The 23,243-nt window shown below is 69.6% G+C and carries 26 protein-coding genes; 18 read left to right on the top strand and 8 right to left on the bottom strand.

Going from position 1 to position 23,243, the window contains the following annotated elements; translation table 11 throughout:
• Window positions 1-37 precede the first annotated feature (37 nt).
• From hemC to hemL, 5 genes are all read left to right on the top strand, one after another.
• The gene (gene hemC, locus ACFY3D_RS04900) at window positions 38-910 is read left to right on the top strand and encodes a hydroxymethylbilane synthase (protein ID WP_389975016.1); all 873 of its coding nucleotides are present in this window, start codon (window positions 38-40) and stop codon (window positions 908-910) included.
• The gene (locus tag ACFY3D_RS04895; RefSeq protein ID WP_389975013.1) at window positions 907-2,487 is read left to right on the top strand and encodes a uroporphyrinogen-III synthase; all 1,581 of its coding nucleotides are present in this window, start codon (window positions 907-909) and stop codon (window positions 2,485-2,487) included. Before hemC ends, ACFY3D_RS04895 begins: the two co-directional genes overlap by 4 nt.
• A 253-nt stretch (window positions 2,488-2,740) precedes the next feature.
• Window positions 2,741-3,727: a porphobilinogen synthase gene (hemB, locus tag ACFY3D_RS04890; protein WP_389975010.1), complete on the top strand. Its 987-nt coding sequence runs from the start codon at window positions 2,741-2,743 to the stop codon at window positions 3,725-3,727.
• A gap of 192 nt (window positions 3,728-3,919) precedes the next feature.
• Window positions 3,920-4,561, top strand: coding sequence for a bifunctional DNA primase/polymerase (locus ACFY3D_RS04885; RefSeq protein WP_350942598.1), 642 nt, complete (start codon window positions 3,920-3,922; stop codon window positions 4,559-4,561).
• 43 nt (window positions 4,562-4,604) lie between these two features.
• Window positions 4,605-5,900 (top strand): glutamate-1-semialdehyde 2,1-aminomutase, encoded by a 1,296-nt coding sequence (gene hemL, locus ACFY3D_RS04880; RefSeq protein WP_389975007.1) that lies wholly within the window; start codon window positions 4,605-4,607, stop codon window positions 5,898-5,900.
• Between the two features lie 10 nt (window positions 5,901-5,910).
• Here the strand turns inward: hemL and ACFY3D_RS04875 are convergent, their stop codons facing one another.
• A complete protein-coding gene (locus ACFY3D_RS04875; RefSeq protein ID WP_389975004.1) occupies window positions 5,911-6,867 on the bottom strand; it encodes a helix-turn-helix transcriptional regulator in 957 nt (318 codons plus the stop codon).
• A gap of 62 nt (window positions 6,868-6,929) precedes the next feature.
• Here ACFY3D_RS04875 and ACFY3D_RS04870 point away from each other — a divergent pair, with 62 nt between their 5' ends.
• A complete protein-coding gene (locus ACFY3D_RS04870; protein ID WP_389975001.1) occupies window positions 6,930-8,114 on the top strand; it encodes an epoxide hydrolase family protein in 1,185 nt (394 codons plus the stop codon).
• A gap of 612 nt (window positions 8,115-8,726) precedes the next feature.
• On the opposite strand, the gene ACFY3D_RS04865 is transcribed toward ACFY3D_RS04870, so the two are convergent.
• On the bottom strand, window positions 8,727-9,254 hold the full coding sequence (locus ACFY3D_RS04865; RefSeq protein WP_389974998.1) for an ATP-binding protein: 528 nt from the start codon (window positions 9,252-9,254) through the stop codon (window positions 8,727-8,729).
• Window positions 9,251-9,538 carry a hypothetical protein gene (locus ACFY3D_RS04860; protein ID WP_389974995.1) on the bottom strand — a complete coding sequence of 96 codons (288 nt, stop codon included), beginning with the start codon at window positions 9,536-9,538 and terminating at the stop codon, window positions 9,251-9,253. The genes ACFY3D_RS04865 and ACFY3D_RS04860 overlap by 4 nt, the downstream gene beginning before the upstream one ends.
• 274 nt (window positions 9,539-9,812) lie before the next feature.
• On the opposite strand from ACFY3D_RS04860, the gene ACFY3D_RS04855 reads away from it, so the two are divergent.
• Both ACFY3D_RS04855 and ACFY3D_RS04850 read left to right on the top strand, forming a co-directional pair.
• On the top strand, window positions 9,813-10,673 hold the full coding sequence (locus ACFY3D_RS04855) for a helix-turn-helix domain-containing protein (RefSeq protein ID WP_389974992.1): 861 nt from the start codon (window positions 9,813-9,815) through the stop codon (window positions 10,671-10,673).
• A 33-nt stretch (window positions 10,674-10,706) separates the two neighbouring features.
• A complete protein-coding gene (locus ACFY3D_RS04850) occupies window positions 10,707-10,928 on the top strand; it encodes a DUF397 domain-containing protein (protein WP_389974989.1) in 222 nt (73 codons plus the stop codon).
• Window positions 10,929-11,051: 123 nt separating this feature from the next.
• Here ACFY3D_RS04850 and ACFY3D_RS04845 read toward each other — a convergent pair whose 3' ends face one another.
• Window positions 11,052-11,936, bottom strand: coding sequence for an EamA family transporter (locus tag ACFY3D_RS04845; RefSeq protein WP_389974986.1), 885 nt, complete (start codon window positions 11,934-11,936; stop codon window positions 11,052-11,054).
• A 74-nt stretch (window positions 11,937-12,010) separates the two neighbouring features.
• On the opposite strand from ACFY3D_RS04845, the gene ACFY3D_RS04840 reads away from it, so the two are divergent.
• Window positions 12,011-12,961 carry a LysR family transcriptional regulator gene (locus tag ACFY3D_RS04840; RefSeq protein ID WP_389974983.1) on the top strand — a complete coding sequence of 317 codons (951 nt, stop codon included), beginning with the start codon at window positions 12,011-12,013 and terminating at the stop codon, window positions 12,959-12,961.
• A gap of 42 nt (window positions 12,962-13,003) precedes the next feature.
• On the opposite strand, the gene ACFY3D_RS04835 is transcribed toward ACFY3D_RS04840, so the two are convergent.
• Entirely contained in the window at window positions 13,004-13,870 is an 867-nt protein-coding gene (locus ACFY3D_RS04835) for an EamA family transporter (RefSeq protein WP_389974980.1), read from the bottom strand.
• Window positions 13,871-13,956: 86 nt separating this feature from the next.
• Between ACFY3D_RS04835 and ACFY3D_RS04830 the strand changes: the two genes are divergently transcribed.
• Genes ACFY3D_RS04830 through ccsA form a run of 5 tightly spaced genes read left to right on the top strand, consistent with a single transcriptional unit; the run spans window position 13,957 to window position 18,476 of the window.
• Window positions 13,957-14,583 (top strand): histidine phosphatase family protein, encoded by a 627-nt coding sequence (locus tag ACFY3D_RS04830; protein ID WP_362515332.1) that lies wholly within the window; start codon window positions 13,957-13,959, stop codon window positions 14,581-14,583.
• A 56-nt stretch (window positions 14,584-14,639) separates the two neighbouring features.
• Entirely contained in the window at window positions 14,640-15,209 is a 570-nt protein-coding gene (locus tag ACFY3D_RS04825; protein WP_389974977.1) for a TlpA family protein disulfide reductase, read from the top strand.
• A gap of 15 nt (window positions 15,210-15,224) precedes the next feature.
• Window positions 15,225-15,959: a cytochrome c biogenesis CcdA family protein gene (locus ACFY3D_RS04820; RefSeq protein ID WP_389974974.1), complete on the top strand. Its 735-nt coding sequence runs from the start codon at window positions 15,225-15,227 to the stop codon at window positions 15,957-15,959.
• Window positions 15,959-17,530 (top strand): cytochrome c biogenesis protein ResB, encoded by a 1,572-nt coding sequence (locus ACFY3D_RS04815; protein WP_389974971.1) that lies wholly within the window; start codon window positions 15,959-15,961, stop codon window positions 17,528-17,530. Before ACFY3D_RS04820 ends, ACFY3D_RS04815 begins: the two co-directional genes overlap by 1 nt.
• A complete protein-coding gene (gene ccsA / locus ACFY3D_RS04810) occupies window positions 17,520-18,476 on the top strand; it encodes a cytochrome c biogenesis protein CcsA (RefSeq protein ID WP_389974968.1) in 957 nt (318 codons plus the stop codon). The genes ACFY3D_RS04815 and ccsA overlap by 11 nt, the downstream gene beginning before the upstream one ends.
• 163 nt (window positions 18,477-18,639) lie before the next feature.
• Here the strand turns inward: ccsA and ACFY3D_RS04805 are convergent, their stop codons facing one another.
• Window positions 18,640-18,936, bottom strand: a complete 297-nt coding sequence (locus tag ACFY3D_RS04805) for a PLD nuclease N-terminal domain-containing protein (RefSeq protein ID WP_389974965.1) — start codon at window positions 18,934-18,936, stop codon at window positions 18,640-18,642.
• Between the two features lie 192 nt (window positions 18,937-19,128).
• On the opposite strand from ACFY3D_RS04805, the gene ACFY3D_RS04800 reads away from it, so the two are divergent.
• Entirely contained in the window at window positions 19,129-19,884 is a 756-nt protein-coding gene (locus ACFY3D_RS04800) for a hypothetical protein (protein WP_389974962.1), read from the top strand.
• A 10-nt stretch (window positions 19,885-19,894) separates the two neighbouring features.
• Entirely contained in the window at window positions 19,895-20,134 is a 240-nt protein-coding gene (locus tag ACFY3D_RS04795; protein ID WP_350942618.1) for a hypothetical protein, read from the top strand.
• Window positions 20,135-20,319: 185 nt separating this feature from the next.
• Here the strand turns inward: ACFY3D_RS04795 and ACFY3D_RS04790 are convergent, their stop codons facing one another.
• Window positions 20,320-20,559, bottom strand: a complete 240-nt coding sequence (locus tag ACFY3D_RS04790) for a BldC family transcriptional regulator (RefSeq protein ID WP_012887349.1) — start codon at window positions 20,557-20,559, stop codon at window positions 20,320-20,322.
• A gap of 263 nt (window positions 20,560-20,822) precedes the next feature.
• Between ACFY3D_RS04790 and ACFY3D_RS04785 the strand changes: the two genes are divergently transcribed.
• On the top strand, window positions 20,823-21,020 hold the full coding sequence (locus tag ACFY3D_RS04785; RefSeq protein ID WP_350942619.1) for a DUF4229 domain-containing protein: 198 nt from the start codon (window positions 20,823-20,825) through the stop codon (window positions 21,018-21,020).
• Here the strand turns inward: ACFY3D_RS04785 and ACFY3D_RS04780 are convergent.
• On the bottom strand, window positions 21,004-22,338 hold the full coding sequence (locus ACFY3D_RS04780; protein ID WP_389974959.1) for a hypothetical protein: 1,335 nt from the start codon (window positions 22,336-22,338) through the stop codon (window positions 21,004-21,006). The genes ACFY3D_RS04785 and ACFY3D_RS04780 overlap by 17 nt on opposite strands.
• Before the next feature lie 78 nt (window positions 22,339-22,416).
• On the opposite strand from ACFY3D_RS04780, the gene ACFY3D_RS04775 reads away from it, so the two are divergent.
• Window positions 22,417-23,142, top strand: coding sequence for a demethylmenaquinone methyltransferase (locus ACFY3D_RS04775; protein ID WP_350942621.1), 726 nt, complete (start codon window positions 22,417-22,419; stop codon window positions 23,140-23,142).
• Window positions 23,143-23,243: the final 101 nt, after the last annotated feature.

The following is a 23,243-nucleotide window of genomic DNA, read 5'->3' as shown; positions in this document are numbered from 1 at the left end:
TTCCTCTCCGCTCCGGCTGGGGACGAGGCGGAGCGTCATGGCGACGACGCAGTCCGGCCTGGTCGCCGCCCGCCTCACCGAGCTGACCGGCGCGGCCGTCGAGCTGGTCGGCGTCACCACCTTCGGCGATGTGACCAGGGGCGACCTCACGCAGCTCGGCGGTACCGGGGTCTTCGTCAGCGCGCTGCGCGACAAGCTGATCGAGGGTGCGATCGACTTCGCGGTGCACTCCCTGAAGGACCTGCCCACCACGCCCGACCCGCGCGTGGTCATCGCGGCGATCCCGCCGCGCGACGACCACAGGGACGCCCTGGTGAGCGTCGCCAAACTGGCCGACCTGCCGCCCGGCGCGGCGATCGGCACGGGATCACCGCGGCGGATCGCCCAGCTTCGGGTGATTCGTCCTGATCTTGATTACGTGCCCATCCGCGGTAACGCCGACACCCGCATCGGCAAGGTGACCTCCGGCGAGCTGCAGGGCGTCGTGCTCGCCGCCGCCGGGCTCGGCCGGCTGGGCCGCGACGCCGAGATCTCACAGATCTTCGAGGTCGAGGAGATGCTGCCCGCCCCCGGGCAGGGGGCGCTGGCCGTGGAGTGCCGCTCCGACCGGGCCGACCTGGCCGAGTTGCTGAGCGTGCTCGACGACGCGCGCACCCGCGCGGCGGTCACCGCCGAGCGCGCGGTGCTCAACGCCCTGGAGGCGGGGTGCGCCGCCCCGGTGGGCGCGTACGCGGCCGAGAACGGGCACGATCTGATCCTGACCGCCGCTGTCGTCGCCGTCGACGGCAGGCGAGCGGTGCGCAAGTCCACCGCCGGAAGCTCTTCCACGCCCATGGATCTCGGTCGCGACCTCGCGGCCGAGATGATCGCGGAGGGGGCCGGCACGTTGATAGGGGAGCGAGCACATTGAGCTCCGGAAGTACCACCTTCGAGCGCCCGTCCGGGTTCGTCGCCTTCGTCGGGGCCGGTCCCGGTGATGAGGGCCTGCTCACGCTGCGCGGCGCCGACCTGCTTTCCAAGGCGGACGTCGTCATTCTCGACCGGGAGGCGTACGGCCCGCTGTTGCGCCACTGCCGTGAGGGCGTCGACGTCGTCGACGCGGCCGAGGACGGCGCCGTCTCGCTGAAGGTCGTCAAGGCGGCCAAGGGCGGGAGCTGCGTCGTACGGCTGTGCGCGGGCGATCCGATGTTCTTCTCCTCGATCACCGAGGAGGTCGCGGCCTGCGCCAAGGCGGACGTGGAGTTCGAGATCGTGCCCGGTGTGCCGCCGGCGACGGCGGTGCTCACCTACGCGGGGATCCCCGCCGCGGTCTCGGTGCCCGAGTTCCGGGTCGTGGACGCGACCCAGATCGACGACTGGGCCGCGTACGCCACCGGATCGAGCACTCTGGTGATCTACAACGGCGTGGCCGAGGCCGTTCCGATCGGAAAGGCGCTGATCGCGGCGGGCCGCCCCGACTCGACGCCCGTGGCGGTGAGCAGCGCGGGCACCACGACCGAGCAGCACACCGTGGTGACCACGCTGGGCAGGCTCGCACCCGATCTCAAGCACGCCGGGATGGCCGAGCCCGCGCTGATCGTGGTCGGCGAGGCCGTCGGCATGCGCGACCGGCTGTCGTGGTTCGAGACCAAGCCGCTGTTCGGCTGGCGGGTGCTCGTCCCCAGGACCAAGGAGCAGTCGGCCGGCCTGGTCGAGCAGCTGCAGTCGTACGGCGCGGTGCCCGAGGAGGTCCCCACGATCTCCGTCGAGCCGCCGCGCACCCCGCAGCAGATGGACCGCGCGATCAAGGGCCTGGTCACCGGACGCTACGAGTGGGTGGCGTTCACCAGCGCGAACGCGGTCAAGGCCGTGCGTGAGAAGTTCGAGGAGTACGGCCTGGACGCCCGCGCGTTCGCCGGGCTCAAGGTCGCGGCCGTGGGCGAGAGCACCGCGCGGGCGCTGGTGAGCTTCGGCGTCAAACCGGATCTGACGCCGACCGGCGAGCAGTCGTCGGAGGGCCTGCTCGCCGAGTGGCCGCCGTACGACTCGATGCTCGACCCGATCAACCGGGTGCTGCTGCCCCGCGCCGACATCGCGACCGAGACGCTCGTGGCGGGGCTCACCGAGCTCGGCTGGGAGTGCGACGACGTGACCGCCTACCGGACCGTCCGTGCCGCGCCGCCGCCTGCCCCGACCCGCGAGTCCATCAAGGGCGGCGGGTTCGACGCGGTGCTGTTCACCTCGTCGAGCACCGTCCGCAACCTCGTGGGCATCGCGGGCAAGCCGCACAACGTCACGGTCATCGCCGTGATCGGCCCGCAGACCGCCAAAACCGCCGAGGAGTTCGGGCTCCGCGTCGACGTCATGGCCGACAAACCTGCGGCTTCCGCCCTCGCGGCGGCGCTCGCCGAGTATGGTGCCAAGCAGCGGCAGGCCGCGGTCATGGCGGGGGACACCCCCCGCAGGCCCTCGCAGACCCGGCGGGGAGCCCGGCGCCGCGCGAAGTAACCTTGAAAGTGGTCGCCGCCCGCGCACGACGGGCGGGCCGGCCGCGTTCGACGGCCCCTGGCGAGCGTCGCGGGCCGTGATCGGCGTTGCGGTGACAACGCGATCGGTTTCATGATCGGCGTTGCGGCCGGTCTCATGATCGGCGTTGTGGTCGGCGGCATGATCGGTGCCGCGTCGAGTGGTGAGTCAGGAACACACAACCGAGATCCTCCGGCCCGCGATTCCGTTACCGGCCGGGGGGAGGGGAAGCACCATGACGGCTCAGTTCCCTGTCGCGCGTCCGCGCAGGCTCCGTCGTACGGCGTCGATGCGCCGGATGGTGGCCGGGACCCGGCTGCACCCGGCGGAGCTCGTGCTGCCGATGTTCGTGAAGGAGGGCATCACCGAGCCGAATCCGATCGGCTCGATGCCCGGGGTGTTCCAGCACACCCGCGACTCGCTGCGCAAGGCCGCCCACGAGGCCGCCGAGGCCGGGGTCGGCGGGCTGATCCTGTTCGGCATCCCCGAGGTGAAGGACGGCCGGGGCTCGGCGGCCGACGACCCGGAGGGAATCGTCCAGCGTGCCGTCGCCGACCTGCTCACCGACGTGGGCGACGCGCTGGTCGTGATGACCGACACCTGCCTGGACGAGTTCACCGACCACGGGCACTGCGGCATCCTGACCCCCGAGGGTGAGGTCGACAACGACGCCACCCTGGAGCGCTACGCGTCCGCCGCGGTGGCCCAGGCGCGGGCCGGATCGCAGGTCATCGCGCCGAGCGGCATGATGGACGGCCAGGTCGCGGCGATCAGGGCGGCCCTGGACGGCGACGGCTTCGAGCAGGTCCCGATCCTGGCGTACTCGGCGAAGTACGCCTCGGCGTTCTACGGCCCGTTCCGCGAGGCGGCCGAGTGCGCTCCTCAGTTCGGTGACCGCAACGCCTACCAGCAGGACGCGGCGGGACCGGTCGGTGAGGCGCTGCGCGAGGTGAGGCTGGACCTCGACGAGGGCGCCGACGCCGTGATGGTGAAGCCCGCGCTGGCCTACCTCGACATCCTGCGCCAGGTGCGCGACGCCGTGGACGTGCCGGTGGCGGCGTACCAGGTCAGCGGCGAGTACGCGATGGTCGAGGCCGCGGCGGCGAACGGCTGGGTCGACCGGGACCGGGTGATCATGGAGTCGCTGGTCGCGATCCGCAGGGCGGGGGCCGACATGATCCTCACCTACTGGGCCACCGAGGTGGCGGGGAAGCTGAGGTGAGACCGGCGGCGCGTGCCGAGAACTGGAGGTTCGCCGCTTGATGGAGATGCGGGTGCGTTAGAGTGCGATAACCGGTGCGGATGTGTCCCAGGTGGCGTAAACCCTGGATATTCGACGTTCCGACTGACCAGAGTGTGGACAGGTCGACCGCATCCGGGGTGCACGCGGGATGCGCGGACGACGGAGGACACGATGGTCGGGGTACCGATGGTTCGTCGAAGTAGACGGCATGGCCATCCGAAGCAGATGATCAACTTTGTGCTGGAGTACGCCGCCCTGGGCTGGGCGAGCTGTCCCGGCGCGAAGCCGCTGAAGGGCGGTTCGCGTTCCTGTTCCTGCGACAGGATCGGCTGTCCCGACCCGGGGGCACATCCGCTCTCGCGGGCCTGGCAGATGCAGGCCACCACCGACCCGGCCCTGCTCACCAACTGGTGGCGGTACGAGCCGGAGGCGAACGTGATCCTCCCCACGGGACGGGTGTTCGACGTCTTCGACGTACCGCTCGCCGCGGGGCGCACCACCCTCGCGAACATGGACTCCGCCGGAGTCGCCTCGGGCCCGGTCGCCGTCAACGGCGACCGGGCCCTGTTCTATGTGGCCACCAGGAACGCCTCCGACGACGAGGACGAGTGGTGGACCTGCGCTCTGGACTTCGGGCCTTCCACCATCGAGGAGATGCCCGGCCTGCGCTGGCACTGCCGCGACAGCTACGTCCTCGCCCCGCCCTCGCTCCTGCCGACCGGTGGGTCCGGCTCGTGGCTGCGCCCGCCCGACGGACGCCCGCTGCCCGACCCGCTGCGCGTCCTCGACTGGCTCGCCGACACCTGCGAGTGACGCTTTTTCCGGGGGTCCTTCGGTGACTACTACCCTGGAGGGCGTGAGCCGTACTGAGAACTCCGAGGCCCTGTTCGCCCGCGCACGTGAGATCGTCCCCGGAGGCGTCAACTCCCCGGTCCGAGCCTTCGGCGCCGTCGGCGGGACACCGCGCTTCATAACCTCGGGGCAGGGTCCCTACATCGTCGACGTCGACGGCAACCGCTACGTCGACCTTGTCTGCTCGTGGGGGCCGATGATCCTCGGCCACCGGCACCCCGCCGTGATCGAGGCCCTTCAGGAGGCGCTGCGCGACGGCACCTCGTTCGGTACGGCGACGCCCGGCGAGGTCGAGCTCGCCGAGGAGATCGTCGCCCGCGTCGAGCCGGTGGAGAAGGTCCGCCTGGTCAGCTCCGGTACCGAGGCCACCATGTCCGCGGTGCGGCTGGCCCGCGGGTTCACCGGCCGGTCCAAGATCGTGAAGTTCGCGGGTTGCTACCACGGTCATGTAGATGCCCTTCTCGCCTCGGCCGGCTCCGGCGTGGTGACCTTCGGTTTGCCCGATACTCCGGGGGTGACCGGTGCTTCTGCTGCCGACACCGTGGTGCTGCCGTACAACTCGGTCGAGGCGGTCACCGAGGCGTTCCAGACCTTCGGCGCCGAGATCGCGTGCGTGATCACCGAGGCGTGTCCGGCCAACATGGGCGTCGTCCCGCCGCTCGACGGGTTCAACGCCACGCTGCGCGAGCTGTGCACCGCGTACGGCGCCCTGCTCATCGTCGACGAGGTGCTCACCGGGTTCCGGGTGTCGGAGTCCGGCTGGTACGGACTCGACCCGGTCGAGGCCGACCTCATGACCTTCGGCAAGGTCATGGGCGGGGGGCTGCCCGCCGCCGCGTTCGGCGGGCGCGCGGACGTGATGGCGCACCTGGCCCCCGAGGGGCCGGTCTACCAGGCGGGCACCCTGTCGGGAAACCCGCTCGCCTGCGTCGCCGGCCTCGCCACCCTGCGCGCCTGCGACGAGGGGGTCTACGACCGGGTCGACGCCGCCGCGCTGGTCATCGGCCGCGCCGCCGCCGACGCTCTGTCGGCGGCCGGGGTGCCGCACCGCCTGCAGCGGGCCGGGAGCCTGTTCTCCGTCTTCTTCACCGACGAGCGGGTCACCGATTTCGACATCGCCCAGAAGCAGGACACCGCCGCCTACCGGGCGTTCTTCCACTCGATGCTGGAGCAGGGGGTCTACCTGCCGCCTTCGGCGTACGAGGCGTGGTTTTTGTCCTCCGCCCATGATGATGAGGCTCTTTCCCGTATCGCCGAGGCGCTTCCCGCTGCCGCTAAGGCCGCAGCGCAGGCCGTCTGAGCCGTTCTGGTTACAGGTCGCGTGTCGCTCGGCTGTACCGGTTGATCAGAGTGTCGAGGTGGGCGGCGAACTCCGGGGAGTCGAGGACGTCGAAGTCCACGTCGAGCATGCCCAGATAGAGGGTGAGCATCTGGAGGGTGTCGGCCCCGGCCTCGATCACGCACGTGTTCTCGTCGACGGCCTCCAGCAGCACGGAGGGCGGTAGCCGCTCGGCGACGGCCTCGGCCGGGGCGTGCAGCCGCACCCGTGCCCGGTATCGCCACAGTGCCGCCCCCACACCGCGTTGTACGTAGGCGACGACGTCGCCGCCGGGCGGCTCCCTGGGGGCGAAGCGCGGACCGGTCGGGGTGCGCGGCCGGATCCGGTCGGCGCGGAACGTGCGCCAGTCGCGCCGCTCGACGTCCCAGGCGACGAGATACCAGCGGCGGCTCATGTGGACCAGCCGGTACGGCTCGGTCAGCCGCCGCGTCACCGTGCCGTCGTGGCCGGTGTAGTCGAACCGCAGGCTCTCACGGTCGCGGCACGCCCCCGCCAGGATGCTGAGCACCTCGGCGTCCACGGTGGGGCCACTGTTCTGGACGGCCACCACGGCGGTCTGCAGGGCGTCCACGCGACGTCGCAACCGGGAGGGCAGGACCTGTTCCAGCTTGGCGAGGGCACGCAGCGACGTCTCCTCGATCCCGGCGACCGTGCCTCCGGCAGCCGTACGCAGGCCCACCGCGACGGCGACCGCCTCCTCGTCGTCGAGCAGCAGCGGCGGCAGGGCGGCCCCGGCTCCGAGCCGGTAGCCACCCGCCGCGCCTGGGGTGGCGTGCACGGGATAGCCCAGGTGGCGTAATCGCTCGACGTCGTTGCGTACGGTGCGGGTGGTCACTCCGAGGCGTTCCGCGAGCTGCGGGCCGGTCCAGTCCCGTGGACTCTGCAGCAGTGAGAGCAGGCGGAGCAGGCGGGCCGACGTCTCCAACATGTTTCTCATCCTGCCCGACAATGCGGAACGAACCTTTCCGCATTGGCGCCTACGGTTCTGGCATGAGCAACGACACGGGGATCCGCCCGTTCCGCATCGACATCCCCCAGGCCGACCTCGACGACCTCGGTGACCGGCTCGCTCGAACCCGCTGGCCTCGGGAGGTGCCCGGCACCGGCTGGAGCCGGGGCGTTCCGCTGGATTACCTGAAGGGCCTCGTCGCTTATTGGGGTGATGGTTTCGACTGGCGCGTCCAGGAGGAGAGGCTGAACGCGTTCCCGCAGTTCGTCACCGACATCAGCGGCCAGGACATCCACTTCCTGCACGTCCGTTCCCCCGAGCCGGACGCGCTGCCGCTGATCCTCACTCACGGCTGGCCCAGCTCGCCGTACGAGTTCCTGGAGGTGATCGGCCCGCTGACCGACCCTCGCACGCACGGCGGTGACCCGGCCGACGCCTTCCACGTCGTGATCCCCTCGTTGCCGGGGTACGGGTTCTCGACGCCCGTGAAAGAGCAGGGATGGGGGAACCTCTTCCGCGTCGCCCAGGCATGGGCGGAGCTGATGAGCCGCCTGGACTACGGCCGCTACGCGGTCCAGGGGACCGACGCGGGCTCGGGGGTGGCGGGGATACTCGCCATGATCGACGCGGGGCGGGTGGTCGGCACACACCTGACCGGGACGACGGCGGCGATGCCGTTCGGCCCTCCGATCGAACTCGGCGGCCTGTCGGAGGCCGACAGGGCACGTGCCGAGCGGTTCAACGCGTCCCAGGCCGACGGGTTCGGCTATCTGCACATGCAGGCGACCCGCCCGCAGACGCTCGCCTACTCCCTGAATGACTCGCCGGTGGGGCAGCTCGCCTGGATCGCGGAGAAGTTCGCCGAGTGGACCGACCCGGCGGCGAAACTTCCGGAGGACGCGGTCGGCCGCGACCAGCTGCTCACCTGCGTCAGCCTCTTCTGGTTCACGGGCGCGGGCGCCTCCTCGGCGCACGCCGTTTACGAGGGGATGCAGGTGTATCGCGAAATGGCCGCTCAGCAGGGGGGCGATCACGCCGGTGGGCGGCAGGGACCGCCTACGGGTGTCGCGGTGTTCGCCGCTGATACGACGATCCGGAGCGTGATGGACCCTGGGGGGTTGATCGAGCACTGGTCGGAGTTCGGGAGGGGTGGCCACTTCCCGGCGATGGAGACTCCCGACCTGCTCACCGAGGACATTCGCGCCTTCTTCCGCTTGCACCGCTGACGCCTGGGGGGTCTGAGGCTTGGGGGTTCGCGCGAGCAGTTGGGCAGGGTGCTGAGTATCAAGCCGGGTGTGTTCGGTGTGCTCGTGTTCTGGTGAAGGCTTCGGTGTGTTCGCGCTTCGGTGCGTGCTGCTTCGGTGCGTGCGCGCTCCGGTGGGCGGGTGCTCCGGGCGGCCGTCGTTGGTGGTCGTCTGGTGGGTCAGGCCTCCGGCCTGGCGGGCGCGTTGGTTGCGGATTTTTATAAGCCGCCCGGAGCACCCGCCCACCTCCGCACACGGCCCGTCTCGCCGTAGGTGGTGCGGGCCGTAGTCGCTTTCTTACGGGCCGCCCAGTGTGCGCTGGGACGCTGAAGCAATCCGTACGGGGGCGTACGGGGGGCGTCGCCGTAGCTGAAGCGCCGGTGCGGAAAGGAGCGCAGAGGGCTCGCCGTGACTCCATCGGGCTCGGCGTGGTTCGCTGACGGTTGGCGTGCTGCGCGTTGTCGTTGCTGGTCACGGACATCACGGCTTCGCGCAGGGATAGGTGTGGCCCTTTGATGGGCCACATCGTGACGGACGGCCACTGTGACCGAAGGGAGGGGTAGGTCTCGTACGAGAGGGCTTCGGCCGGGTGGGTTAGTTGGATGAGGAGCCGGGGGTGCCGGCGTTGCCGGCTTCGTTAGGGCTGTTGGTTTCGTGGGAGGGAAGGCGGAACCAGACGGCGGTGCCCGCTTCGGGGTCGTGGTGGGTGCCCCAGGCGGTGGCCATGGCCTCGACCAGGAGCAGGCCGCGTCCGCCGTCGCTGTCGAGGTCGGTCGCGCGGACGAAGGGCAGGCTGGTCGCCGAGCCGTCGTCGATCACCTCGGCGTGCACCATGTTGCCTCCCAGGCCGAGGCAGACGGTCACCGATCCTGTGGGGGTGTGTCCGGAGTCGGAGTGGACGACGGAGTTGGTCACGACCTCGCTGAGCAGCAACACCACGTCGTCGAGGGCGGCGTCGGTGATCCTTGCGTACAGGAGGTGTCGTGCCCAGGCGCGGACGGTCGCGACCGAGTGGGGGGTCGCGGCGAACTCGGCGTGGCCCAGGGGGCGGAGGACAGACCAGCGCTGCGAGGCCGTTCGCTGGCGTTCGTATCGGCAGGGGGCCTGGTAGGGCGCGATCACGCGATCGCCGCCGAGACGATGACGTCGGCCGCGTTGTCGGCCTCGGCGCAGATCGCTTCGCCGGGCCGCCACGCCCTGGCCCACCAGGGCCGCCAGACGAACACCCAGCCGCGGGCACGGCGTACGGCGGTGATGCGGACGCGGGTCTCGTTTTCGGACATGACCTCCAGGATCGGCTGTCCCCTGTGGGGCAGCACCAGCGAGGTGCCCAGGCCCAGACCCCGCAGGTCCCAGCCCAGCCGCACCAGATGAACGAACTGCTCTTGTGAACCACATTGCTTCATTTCACTATCCGTCCTTTCGGTCGTACGGCTTGTGGGCGCCGTGCGAGCTTCGGTGTCGTGGACTGCTTGTGGGCAAGGGGTGACGTCCTGATTCGCAGTCCGTCATCAAATCGTTGCTCTAAGTGGTCGAAGTTCGACGCCAGAAACGTCGGGCCGTGGAACCATTGCAAGTGTGTTCCCGTAGTTGCTTTTTGGCAACTGCCATCGAGCAACTATCGCAAAAGAGATTGTTGTGCAGAAATGACCGTTTTGTATTGATGGTGAGGATTCAGTAGTGGCTCGTCAGGCATACAGCCCCACAGTCAGGCGGCGGCGACTTGCCGCCGAACTACGCCGCATTCGAGAGGAAAAGGGGCTAACCATCGATCAAGTAGCCGAACAGCTTGACTGGCACGCCACCAAGTTGAGCCGTTTCGAGACCGGACGGCGGGCGGTGCAACCCAGTGATGTGCGCGCCTTGCTCGCCGTCTACGAGATCGAGCCCGGGGAGCGCGATGCGCTACTCACCTTGGCTCGGGAAGCTCGGCAACGTGGCTGGTGGCATGCCTACGGGCAAGCTGTCCCCGAATGGTTCGAGGTCTACGTCGGCCTGGAGTCGGAAGCCTCAGCCCTGCACCTTTATGAGTCCGAGTTCGTGCCGGGGCTGCTGCAGACCGAGGACTACATACGTGCAGTGCATCGTGCCGCACAGATCAGAGCCTCGGAAGAAGAAGTGGATCAACGAGTGGTGGTGCGCGTCGCACGCCAGAAACTGCTGGCAAACGACGAACCGCCGCACCTGTGGGCGATCGTTAACGAAGCAGCCATCCGGCGTCCGGTCGGCGGTGCCCAGGTCATGCGCACCCAACTCGAACACCTGGTCCAAGTGGCCACGCTGCCGCATGTGACTCTCCAAGTCCTACCGTTTTCGGCTGGCGCGCATCCGGCGATGGGTGGAGGGTTCCATGTGCTCCGGTTCGGCCCAAATGACCCTGATGTGGTCTACATCGAATACCCAACCGGAACGATTTATCTGGAAAAGCAATCTGAAGTGGAGCGGTATACGCTGATGTTTGACTACTTGCGTGCTGCTGCCCTGTCCGCCGACTCCTCGAAAGAGCTCATCACGCAGGTGGCGGGCGAACTTGGGAAGTGACAACCGATTCGAGAGAAAACGGAGTGCGGGACGGTGGAGAACCAGCCTGTGGACTTGTCTCACGCAGAGTGGCGCAAGAGTTCGCGTAGTAATGGCAATGGTGGAGCGTGTGTCGAGGTGGCGCGCAATCTGGTCGGGGTCGTGGCTGTTCGGGACAGTAAGGACATCGGTGGGCCGGTGCTGGTCTTCTCCCCTGGTGGGTGGCGGGCCTTTATCGGTGGGGTCAAAGAGGGTGTGTTCGACAGGTTGGGGTGAGGCGGACGCCTACCTGGTGAGACGGTCGAGGTCGTCGGCGGTCCAGCCTCCCGGGGGCGGGGAGGGCGGGCGGTCGAGGTCGGTGTCCATGGGGGGCACCGTAGCTTTTGGCCCTGTGGGACGTCAGACTCTTTCCGCCTCCGGTGTCGTCTCGGTCAGGGCGGGGGTACTACGGGTGCGGGTGCTGGAGTAGAGGACGCCGGAGATGATCAGGGTGGCGGCGAGGAGTTTGGTGAGGGAGATCGACTCGCCGGTGAACAGGGCGGCGGAGGACATGCCGAAGACCGGGACGAGCAGGGCGGAGGGGGCGACCACCGAGGCGTCGTAGCGCTGGAGCAGGAAGCCCCAGATGCCGAAGCCGCCGAGGGTGGAGATCAGCGAGACGTAGAGGAGGGAGAGGCTGCCCTCCACGGAGAACTCCAGGTGGGGGACGCCCTCGACCAGCAGGGACAGGGCCGTCATGGGCAGGGCCGCGACCGCGCTGATCCAGACCATGAAGCGGAACGAGTTGGGGGGTGCGGCGTTCCTGACCGCGATGTTGCCGATGCCCCAGAAGAACGCCGCGCCGACGACCAGCAGGAACGCGCCGATGGGGCCGCCGGTGCCCAGGTCGGTGGCGATCAGCGCCAGACCGGCGAACGCGACCGCCATGCCGATGATCCGTCGCCGGGTGAGCCGTTCGCCCAGTAGGGCGACCGCCAGGATCGCGGTGAAGATCGCCTGGACCTGGACGACGAGTGAGGTGAGCCCGGCGGGCATGCCCGCCCGCATGCCGGTCAGCAGCAGGGCGTACTGGCCGATGCCGAGCGTGGCCCCGGCCACGAGCACCTTCCGCCAGGGCACTCCGGGTCCGCCGACGAGCAGTACGGCGGGGAAAGCGGCGAGCAGGAAGCGCAGCGCCACGTAGAGCAGCGGGGGGAAGTGGCGGAGCCCGGCCTCCATGACCACGAAGTTGAAGCCCCACAGGGCGGTGAGGGTGATGGCGAGCAGGAGGTGCCGGGTACGCATGCAGCAATCGTCGTTTCCACCGACATTTCAGCACAAGCGAGACCTTCTTGCTTGTGTCGTTTAGAGTTGCTTACGTGTTGGATCTCAACCGGCTCAAGGCGCTGCACGCGGTTTCCGTCTACGGTTCGGTGGGGGCCGCGGCCGAGGCGCTCATGGTGACTCCGTCGGCGGTCTCCCAGCAGCTGGCCAAGCTGGAGCGGGAGACGGGGGCGCCCCTGCTGGAGCGTCACGGGCGCGGGGTGCGGCTGACCGACGCGGCCGGGTTGCTCGCCGACCACGCCGAGCGCATCCTCGCGCTGGTCGAGATGGCGGAGGCCGATTTCGAGGCGCTGCGCGGCGAGGTCGTGGGGCGGCTGGGCATCGGCGCCTTCCCCACGGCGGCGAGGGGCCTGATGCCCGCCGCGCTCGCGCTGTTGCACTCGCGCCACCCCGACCTGCGCCTGCAGCTCATGGAACGCGAGCCGGCGCGGCAGATCCGTGAGGTGGCGAGGGGCGAGCTCGACCTCGCGGTGGTCCAGGACTGGATGAACCGTCCGATGGCGATCCCCGAGGGGTTGTCCCGGGCCACGCTCTTCGACGACATCGCCGACGTGATCCTGCCCGCGTCGCATCCGCTGGCGGGGCGTCCCGAGATCGAGCTCGCCGAGATGTCGGGGGAGCAGTGGATCAGCTCCTCACCCGGTACGGTCTGCCACGACTGGCTGGTCTACACGCTGCGCTCGGCCGAGCTGGAGCCGGACATCGCCTGCATGGCTGACGAGTATCCGACCCAGATGGCCCTGGTCGCGGCGGAGCAGGGGTGCGCGATCATCCCCCGGCTGGGCCGCGACTTCGTCCCGGAGGGGGTGCGGGTCGTCCCGATCCGGTCGCGTCCGACGCGCAGGATCTACGCGCTCTGGCGCAGTGACGCCGCCCGCAGGCCGGCCATCCGCGCCGCGGTGGAGGCGCTGAAGGCCGTCTCGGTCGAATTTCGCGGGCCTGTGTCCGAGCCCGTCGAGTCGGCGACGATTCCGGCCGGTGGGTGAGCGACGCCAGGTCGATCGGGGCGTTCACTTCCATCCTCACTGTCAGCCGAGGGCGATCGTCACCACGCCGCCGACGATGACGCAGGCCGCGAGCAGCCGCCGGGTCAGGTCGCCCTCGGCGAGCAGCCTGCCGCCGAGCAGCACCGCCACGAGCACGCTGACCTCGCGTACCGGGGCCACCGCGCTGATCGGCGAGAACGTGTACGCGGTCAGCGCGAGGAGGTAGGAGAGCGGCATCAGCACCGCCGCGCCCAGCACCCGCGTCTTGTGCTCTCGCCAGACGGGCAGGATCAGGCCCCTGCGGCGGGGGGCGAGCACCGGCGAGGTGAGGACCAGGGCGCGGCCGAGGTCGCCGCCGTAGTTGAGCAGGATCGGCGCGACCGCGAAGGCGCTGACGACCTGCTTGTCCCAGACGGTGTACGCCGCGATGAACAGTCCCGTGGCGAGTCCGTACCCGATCCCGCCCAGGTCCTGGCGGCTGGGTCCGTGCGCCGCGCCGAGCAGGAAGACGCCCACCCCGACCAGCAGGATTCCCGCGACGCCGACCGGGCCCGGCCGTTCGCCCAGGAAGAGGACGGCGACCAGGCTGGCCAGCATCGGCCCGGTGCCCCGGGCGATCGGGTAGACCATGGAGAGGTCGCCGTGCCGGTAGCCGCGCTGGAGCAGCATGAAGTAGCCCAGGTGCAGCGTGGTGCTGGCGGCGATCACCGCGAGATCGGCCCAGGAGGGGCCGGTGCCGCCGAGGAGCAGGTAGCCCGCCGCGACCGGGGTCCAGAGGAGGGTGGAGGCGGCGGCGACCATCCAGACGAAGACGACACCGTCGGCGTCGGCCGCCTGCTTGCTCATGAGGTTCCAGCAGGCGTGGGCGACGGCGGAGGAGAGGACGAGGGCGAGCGCGAGGGGGCTCACGGGGGGACCTTATCCTGCCTCGTCCGACCCGAGTGACCCACCTGCCAGGCCACTACCCCGTACCTGTCGGTAGGCTGGCGAACACCATGGCTGAGACCACCGTCGTTCACCTCCTGCGCCACGGTGAGGTGCACAATCCCGCGAACGTCCTGTACGGCAGGCTTCCCGACTACCACCTCTCCGACAACGGCATCCAGATGGCCGAGACGGTGGCGAAGGCGGTCGCCGGACGTGACGTCACCGCGCTGTTCTCCTCGCCGCTGGAGCGCGCGCAGGAGACGGCGGCCCCGCTCGCCGCGACCTTCCACCTGGATGTCACGATCGACGAGCGGCTCATCGAGGCCGAGAACATCTTCGAGGGCCTCTCCGTCGGCAGCTTCCGTAATCCGCGCTTCTACCGCTACCTGTGGAACCCGCTCCGCCCCTCCTGGGGGGAGCGCTACATCCATATGGTCAGCCGGATGAGGGCCGCGATCGACACCGCCCGTGACGCGGCCCGCGGCCATGAGGCGATCATGGTCAGCCACCAGCTCCCGATCTGGACGATCAGGCTCGCGGCCGAGGGCAGGCGCCTGCCGCACGACCCGCGTCGCAGGCAGTGCGGCCTCGCCAGCCTCACGAGCTTCTCCTTCGAGGGAAACCGTCTGATCAGCGTCGGATACAGCGAGCCCGCGGCGGCGCTCGTCAAACGCCCCACTGTGCCGGGCGCCTGACTCCGCCGGTACAGTGATTGCTCTACCGGTTGTAGTACAGGGAGTCTCCGTCACCCATGCGCGCACAATCCTTCGCCGCCGTCGCGCTGCTGATCGCCGTGGCCGGATGCGCCGGAAACCAGGGGGCGCAGCCGCAGAGCGGTGACACCCGTTTCGTGGCCGGTGACGGAAAGATCACTCTGTTCCAGGCCGAGGACCGCAAGGTCGCCCCGCAGGTGGAGGGGGAGACCCTCGACGGGGGCACCGCGAGCCTCGCGGCGCACAAGGGCAAGGTCGTGGTGCTCAACTTCTGGGCCTCCTGGTGCGCGCCCTGCCGGGCCGAGGCGCCGGTGCTCAAGGACATCCACGCCAAGAAGAAGGCCGAGGGTGTGGAGTTCCTCGGCGTCGACTTCAAGGACCGCAAGGCCGACGCCCTGGCTTTCGAACGCAGCCACGAGCCGGGTTACCCGAGCATCTTCGACCAGCCGGGCAAGGTCGCCCTCTCCTTCCAGGGGACGGTGCCGCCCGCGGCCATCCCGTCGACCCTGATCATCGACCGGCAGGGCCGGATCGCCGCCAGGGCACTCGGCGCGGTGAAGTACAACGACCTTCTCGACGCGGTGACCAAGGTCGGCGATGAGAGATAACCGCTCGGGGTCGTCGTGAGCGCCGACCTCGTGGGCACCGTCGCCGGTGGCTCGCTGGCGCTGGCGCTGCCGATCGCGGTCGCGGCCGGGCTGGTGTCGTTCATGTCGCCGTGCGTGCTGCCGCTGGTTCCCGGCTACCTGTCGTACGTGACGGGCATGAGCGCCGACCCCAGGCGGGGGCGCATGGTGGCGGGCATCGTGCTGTTCGTCCTGGGTTTCGCGGTCGTGTTCGTGGCCGGGGGAGCGCTCTTCGGCGGCCTCGGCGCGGTCCTGTTCACCAACGCGGGGATCATCACGCGGGTGCTCGGCGTCTTCACGATCGTGCTCGGTCTCGCCTTCATGGGGGTGATCCCGGGTCTGCAGCGCGATTTCCGCATCCACCGGGTCCCGGCCGCGGGGCTGGCCGGGGCGCCTCTGCTCGGCCTGGTGTTCGGGCTGGGCTGGACCCCCTGCATCGGCCCCACCCTCGGGGTCGTGCTCACCCTCGGCCTGAACGAGGGCAGCGCCGGTCGCGGCGCGCTGCTCGCCTTCGCGTACGCGCTCGGCCTCGGCCTGCCGTTCGTGGCGGCCGGACTGGCGTACAGCAGGGCGTTGAGGACGTTCAAGGCGGTACGGCGGCACTCGCGGCTGATCACGCGGGCGGGCGGCGTCATGCTGGTCGTCGTCGGCGTGCTGCTCGTCACCGGCTTGTGGGGGCAGCTCGTCGCGATGACGCAGGGCTGGGTCGGCGGATTCGAGCCGGTGATCTGATGGTGTCGGTCGACCCGAAGACGGGGGAGCGAACGGTGAACGAGGCGCGGCGGCCCGCGGGTCTCGGGGTCGTGGGGTGGGCGCGCTGGTTCTGGCGGACGCTCACCTCGATGCGGACCGCGCTGATCCTGCTGTTCCTGTTCGCCCTGGGCACCATTCCCGGCTCGATCTGGCCGCAGCGCGGGGTCTCCGACGCCATGGTCGCCCAGTACTTCGACGACAGCCCCGGGCTCGCCGAGTGGCTGGACAGGTTCTGGCTGTTCGACGTCTTCAGGGCGCCCTGGTTCGCCGCGATCTACCTTCTGCTGTTCGTGTCCCTGATCGGCTGCGTGCTCCCCCGCACCGCGACCCACCTGCGGGAGCTGCGCAGGAAGCCGCCCGCGGCGCCGCGCAACCTGGGCAGGCTGCCCCAGCACGCCTCCTTCGAGGCGGATCTCACCGTCGAGGAGGCCGCCGCGAGGCTGCGCGCCAGGCGGTTCCGGGTGACCACCGGGCCCGGCTGGGTCGCCGGGGAGAAGGGCTACCTGCGCGAGACCGGCAACCTGCTGTTCCACGTGGCCCTGCTCGGCCTGCTGGTCGCGGTCGGGATGGGGTCGCTGTACGGCTACCGGGGCAACGTGCTGGTCGTGGAGGGCGAGGGGTTCGCGAACACGGTCGCGGCCTACGACCGCTACATGCCGGGCACCCAGGTGAACGCCGAGTCGCTGGAGCCGTTCTCCTTCACCGTCGACGACTTCCAGGCGACCTACATCGCGCAGGGCGAGAAGAGGGGGCAGGCCCTCGACTACGAGGCCAGGCTCAAGGTCGAGGACGCCCCGGGCGCGGCTCCGCGCGACTACGTGCTGAAGGTGAACGAGCCGCTGGACGTCAACGGCACGCTGAGCTACCTGATCGACCACGGCTACGCGCCGACCTTCAAGATCACCGACGGTGAGGGCGAGGTCGCCTTCGACGGACCGGTGCCCTGCCTGGTGGTCCAGCCCGCCACCTTCACCTCCGAATGCGTGATCAAGGTCCCGGACGCGCGGCCGGAGCAGCTCGGCGTCCTCGTCGGCTTCCTGCCGACGACCGTCCCGATGGGCTCGGAGTGGATCTCGGTCTTCCCCGGCGCCGCGAACCCCACCGCCCAGGTGTACGGCGCGTTCGCCGGTGACCTGGGGCTGAAGGACGGCCGGCCGCAGTCGGTCTACGAGCTCGACCCGGCGAGCCTGAAGAAGATGAAGCCGCTGGTCATGAAGGCAGACCCGCTGGCGCTCGGCGAGAAGCTCACATTGCCGAACGGCGCGGGCTCGATCGAGTTCACCGGCGTGCGGGAGTGGATCGCCCTGCAGATCACCCACGACCCGGGCCGGATGCCCGCGCTCGTGGCCTCGATCCTCTGTGTCGCCGGCCTCGTGCTGACCCTGACCGTCCGCCGCCGCAGGATATGGGTGCGGATCCACGGGGACCGCAAGGTCGAGGCGGGCGGCCTCACGCGCACCGAGGGCGGCGATTTCAGCGAGGAGTTCACCGAGATCGTCTCCGTTTTGAACCCAGGAGTTCCCGATTCAGGAGTGAAGGATGTCCGCTGAGGTCGACGTCGGCCTCGCCACGCTGAGCGACCAGCTCATCTTGGCGACGGTGCTGTTCTACGTCTTCGCAATGATCGCTTATGCCTTCGACCTGGCCTTCGGCCGACCGGCGAGGGCGTCGGCCCGCGTGGACCGGCCCGTCCTGGCGGGTGTCGGCGGGAGCGAGCCGGCCGACGCGGCCCCCGCCGAGGGCGATCCCGCGGTCAAGGCGCCGCCCGCCTGGGTGGTGTGGGCAGGGTCGGTGGGCGTCGGGCTGAGCTGGCTCGGCTGGGCCGCCAACCTCGCCTCCATTCTCACCCGTGGCCTGGCCGTGGACCGGTGGCCGTGGGGCAACATGTACGAGTTCGTCGTCGCGATGTGCTTCGCGGCGGTGAGCGCGTTCCTGTTCATGCAGCTCCGCTACCCGATCCGCTTCCTCGGTGCGTTCGTCACGGTCGCGGCCGCGCTGGGGCTCGGTTTCGCCGTACGGTACCTGCACGTGCAGGCCGGTCCCGTGGTGCCCGCGCTGAACTCGTACTGGCTCGTGATCCATGTGTCGGCGGCGATCGTCGCGAGCGGGCTGTTCATCGTGGCGGGAGTCTGCGGCATCCTCTATCTGGTCAGGAAGGACACCTCGGTCCGGCTGCCGTCCCGGCAGGACCTGGAGCGGGTCGCGCACCGGGCCATCGTGATCGGCTTCCCGATCTGGACCTTCGCCGTCATCGCCGGGGCGCTCTGGGCCGACAAGGCGTGGGGCCGTTACTGGGGCTGGGACCCCAAGGAGATCTGGGCGTTCATCACCTGGATCGTCTACGCCGCCTACCTGCACGCCAGGGCCACCGCGGGCTGGAAGGGAAAGGCGGCCACGATCGTGCAGCTCATCGCCTTCGCCTGCCTGCTGTTCAACCTGGTCGGGGTGAACATTTTCATCGGAGGGCTGCACTCCTACGCCGAGATGCCCGGCTGATTCTCGACACCGAGATTTCCTCGGGCTGAATTCTTCCATTGGGATTTCCGGCCGAATTCCCACGCCGAATTTCCCGCCGATCCTCGCACCGAGGTTCGCGCGGGAATTCGGCCAACCTTAACGACCGTATCGGTCACGCATAAAGGTCGATTCCGGCGCGCTCTCAGTCGTCGTCGCGCAGGCGGCGGTCGAGATCCTTGAGGAAGTCGGGGTCGTCGTCGGGGCCCTTCGGGGCCTCGGGGCGCGACGGCCTGTCCTCGACATGGAGGAAGCGAGGCGGTCTGGGGCCGGTCGGCCGACCGAGCAACAGCCAGAAGACACCCCCCGCCACCGGCATCAGCACCACGATGAGCACCCAGAGGAGCTTGGGGAGGTTCCTGGATTCCTTGTCCGGCGTGGTGATGACGTCGAACAGGCAGTAAAGCCAGAAGGCGAGTATCGCCAGACCAAGCAGGGGCATGCCCGAACTGTAAGCCATCATGAGACCTGCTGCGGTCCGGCACCACGTTACGGATGACTGGCAAGGCTCCCACCCCTTACCGTAGGAGCCGTTGCCACTTCCCCAGGGGGTGTGATGGCACATTCGGGCGACAAGGGCCGCCATCGACGGCGGTGGTGGCAGCGAGGTCCGGCCACGCGTGCGGAGAGTGCCGTGCGGGAGGCTCCGCGTGAGGTTCCCCGCGGGGCGGAGCGCCGGGTCGGGACGGTCACGGCCCCGGTGGCCGACCGCCCGCAGTACACCTGGAGAGACTTCGAGCTCGACGAGAGTCCCCGGGCCCAGCCCAACTCTCCCGACACCCCCGACCTGGGGGACGGCCTGCGCCACTGCGGGCGTCTGGAGCGCATTCTGCACCGCCAGTGGGACTCGCGGTGGGAGGCGCCGCCCCCCGAGGCCGTACGGGCGGTGGAGAGCCTCGCGAGGCTGCCCGACGTGTTGAAGGACAAGCTGGCCGACGGGCTCGACGGCATCTACGTCGGCGCGGGCGGGGTGCCGGAGCTGGACGACATGGGATACCTGCGCGGCGCGCCGCTCCCCTCGGGCCGGGCGACGTGGGACATCTGCGCGGGGGCGTACGGCGACCGCAAGATCGTGGTGGGAGACCGGCCCTCGCCCACCCCCGACGTGATGATGCACGAGGTCGGGCACGCCCTGGACGACGTGGACGCCCCCGGCGGCGGCTGGGTGTCCGACTCCCCGGAGTTCGCCGCCCTCTACGACCAGTGCGTTCCCGCGCTCGCCTCGGCGTTCCATCTCCAGCCGGGAGACCTGGGCCGCAAGGAGTTCTTCGCCGACGCCTTCGCCGCGATCGTCTCCCGGCAGCGCCCCGCGCTGGTCGACATGCTGGGCGGCGACACACGGATGGCGCTCAACGTCATGTTGTTCTTCAACCGGCGCTACGGAATCTAGGTGATCTGGGATGTACGTCGTCAGGCTCGCCGACGGGACCCTGCGGGTGCCGCAGACCCTGGTCGGCGATGACGGGCGTCTGATCGGCAACGCCTATGTGGAGGTCTCTCCGGGAGATCCCGACTACGACCGATGGCTCGCCGAGTCGCTCACCGAGGAGGAGCTGTCCGAGCGGCGGCGTCGATGGCTGGAGGAGAACGACGAGCTGGAGCGGGAGTTCCTGGCGTTCAAGGCCGAGCAGGAGACCTAGAGGCTCGGGGGCCGCGCGGGGCGTCGTTCGAGGCCGGGCGGGTTCGGGTGGAGGAAGGTCGTGGAGCGGGTGGGCCGGTGACGGGGGAGGTCATCGTCCGTGTCGTGGCTCACACGACTCCACGGTGACCCTGCGGCTTCCGGGTAAGGCGCGCAGGATCACCGATGGTGTGACGTCCTAAGTCGTCAGACGCGCGGGGACTCGCCTGCCGGCCGTTCGGCCGTCAAGACGTCCTCTCCGCGCAGAAGGGCGTGCACTTCCGACTCGCGGAAACGCCGGTGCCCTCCGGGGGTACGGATGCTGCTGATGCGGCCTGCCGCGGCCCAGCGTGTAACCGTCTTTGGGTCGACCCGGAAGAGGGCGGCAACCTCTCCGGGCGTCAGCAGACGCTCGCTGCTACTCTCCACAATCTCTCCCCCTCGCATCCCGCTTCCTGCCAGCGGGCGGACAGGTAACCAGTGTGCCGAGCGAAGCCTGATTTATCCGTGCTTTCCAACAAAGATCACGGGTTGTTATCTACTGCCTGCCCGATTGTTATATGATAGAGCCTTTTTGGGACTCTCGTGGGTGTTTCTTTACGAAACAGATCTCTTGGGAAGACTAGCAGCGCTCGCAGTCGATGCGAAGAGTTACCCGTAGGGCCACCGCGATCGCGACCGGTTGGGCGGAGTGACGTAGCCTCGACGCTGTGCATCCTGTCATCGTTTACACCGCGTCCAGGATCGGCCTGCTGGCCGTGAGCCTGGGAGTGCTCTATATCCTCGGCCTGCGCCAGCCCCTGGTTCTCCTGATCGCCGCATTCCTGGTCAGCGGTGTGGCCAGTTACGTCCTGCTCTCGAAGCAGAGGGACGCGGTGAGCGAGCGAATCACTAAGAACCGGGAGTGATCGGCAACGGGAACATGCCGACCCGGGCATGGTACTCGTGACCAAGGCGGGTTGTGTCACTACCAACCAGTAATCCGCCCGGATGCGCGAGGAATGCCTTGACCCCGATTCCGCGGTCTCGGGTGGGGTTCCATGTCAGGGCCCTGCCGGTGCGCGGATGGATCGCGCCGATTCCCGGCCGCGCCACCGCCCCCGGGCCCGCGGAGTCGCGTCCGTCCGGATTGTTCAGCCAGCGCTGGTGCCCGCCGACGTAGACGGCCGCCCCCGTCGCCGCCACCGAGTACAGCGAGTCGCCCCCGGTGTGGTTCACCCAGGTCGGCTTCACCGCGCCGCGCGCGCCGGTCTCGAAGCGGGCGGCGGTGTCGCACATCCTGTCCGGACCTCCGGGCCCGCCGGTCGTGACGACGACGAGATAGCTCCCGTCGGGGGCGAGGTCCACCCCCCGCAGATAGCCGGGGAAGTCGGCCATGCACCGGCCCCGGTAGGCGTCGGTCCGCCACGGCGCGACCGTGGCGGGGGAGGGGGCGAGGCCGGGCGACGAACCGTCGGGTGCGGCGGCGTTCGGCGCGACGAGGCCGGGTGGGGCGACGGAGATGAGGCCGAGCTGGGCGCGCGGCAGGCCGCCCAGGGTGGTGAAGTCGCCGGCGACCGCGAGCCTGCCGTGGCCGAGGGCCATCGCGTGGATCCTCGTCCTGCCGCCCCTGGGCGCGCCGGGCTCGATCGTGAAGGACGGGTCGGCCGCGCCGGTGACGGCGTCGAGTCTCGCCAGTGCCGTACGGGCGACGGAGCCGACGTGGGTGAAGTCGCCGCCCGCGTAGAGGTGGCGTCCGAGCCTGGCCAGGCCGGTGACCGCGCCGCCGCGCACCTGGGCGCCGAAGTGGGAGACCGGCGAGCCGTCGGAGAGCCGGAGCAGGACCAGGCCCCGCGTCTGGGTCCCGCCGGTCCTCGTGAACCGCCCGCCCGCGTAGACGGTGCCGCGGACCCCCGCCGCCAGCGCCAGAACCGGCCGGTCCAGGCGTGGCGCGAAGCCGGGCAGCACCCGGCCGGTGGCCAGCTCGTACGCGAAGAGGTTGGCGCGCGGCAGCACCGTCGCGCTCCCGGCCTCGCGCACCTCGCCGAACGAGCCGCCGACCACCACCGTGCCGTCCACCAGCGCGATGGCGTTCACGATCCCGTCGAGCACGTGGGGAGTGGTGTCCACCGGATCGGCCGAGACGACCCCGCCGTGCTTCGTGGTGCCGGCGACGGCCACCCCGGCTGGGAGCGTGGGGAGCAGGGTGAGGGCCGCGACCAGCGCGTAAGTGGCTCTGGCAAACATTTGACAATTTTTAGCATGCCGACGGTAATGGAATGACTACTTTCCGTGGATTGTCGGGGCGGCCCTAGGGTGGGAGGCATGACGCGCGCTTCTCTGGACAAGCAGCCGCACGAGGTCGCCGCGATGTTCGATCGCACGGCCAGGCGGTACGACCTTGTCAACGACGTTATCTCCCTGGGGCAGGTCCGGCTGTGGCGCAAGGCCGCCGCGGCGGCCGTCGACGCGGGCCCCGGTGAGCTGGTCCTCGACCTCGGCGCGGGCACCGGCACGTCCACCGACGCGTTCACCACGCTGGGCGCCCGCGCCATCGCCTCCGACTTCTCGCTCGGCATGCTGAGCACCGGGGTGCGGCGCAGGGGCGGCTCCGGCATCCACGGAGGGGGCGTGCGGGGGGTCAGCTTCGTCGCGGGCGACGCGCTGCGGCTCCCCTTCGCCGACGAGGTCTTCGACGCGGTGACGATCTCCACGGCGCTGCGCAACGTGCACGACACCGGCCAGGCGCTGCGCGAGATGTACCGGGTGGCGAGGCCGGGCGCGCGGCTGGTGATCCTGGAATTTTCACACCCGACGCCGAAATCCTTCGATCTCGTGTACTCGCAGTACCTGATGAAGCTGATGCCGCGCGCCGCGAAGCTCTTCGGCTCCAACGACGACTCCTACGAGTATCTGGCGGAGTCGATCAGGGCCTGGCCGGACCAGGCGGGGCTGGCGAAGATCATTCAGGGGGCGGGCTGGGAGCGCGTGGCCTGGCGTAACCTGACGATGGGGATCGTGGCCCTCCACCGTGCGTACAAGCCCTCCTGACTTTCTCAGGCGATGGCGACACCCGCCTGACACTTTGCCCTCCGAAGGCGTTAGACTTCGGCGCGACAAGTTTGTGAAGACCTTCACAAAGGAACGAAAGG

Origin of the sequence: Streptosporangium sp. NPDC000509, from assembly GCF_042898365.1 — a bacterium.
Classification (GTDB): Bacteria; Actinomycetota; Actinomycetes; order Streptosporangiales; family Streptosporangiaceae; genus Streptosporangium.
This window is presented reverse-complemented; position numbering and strand designations above follow the sequence as displayed.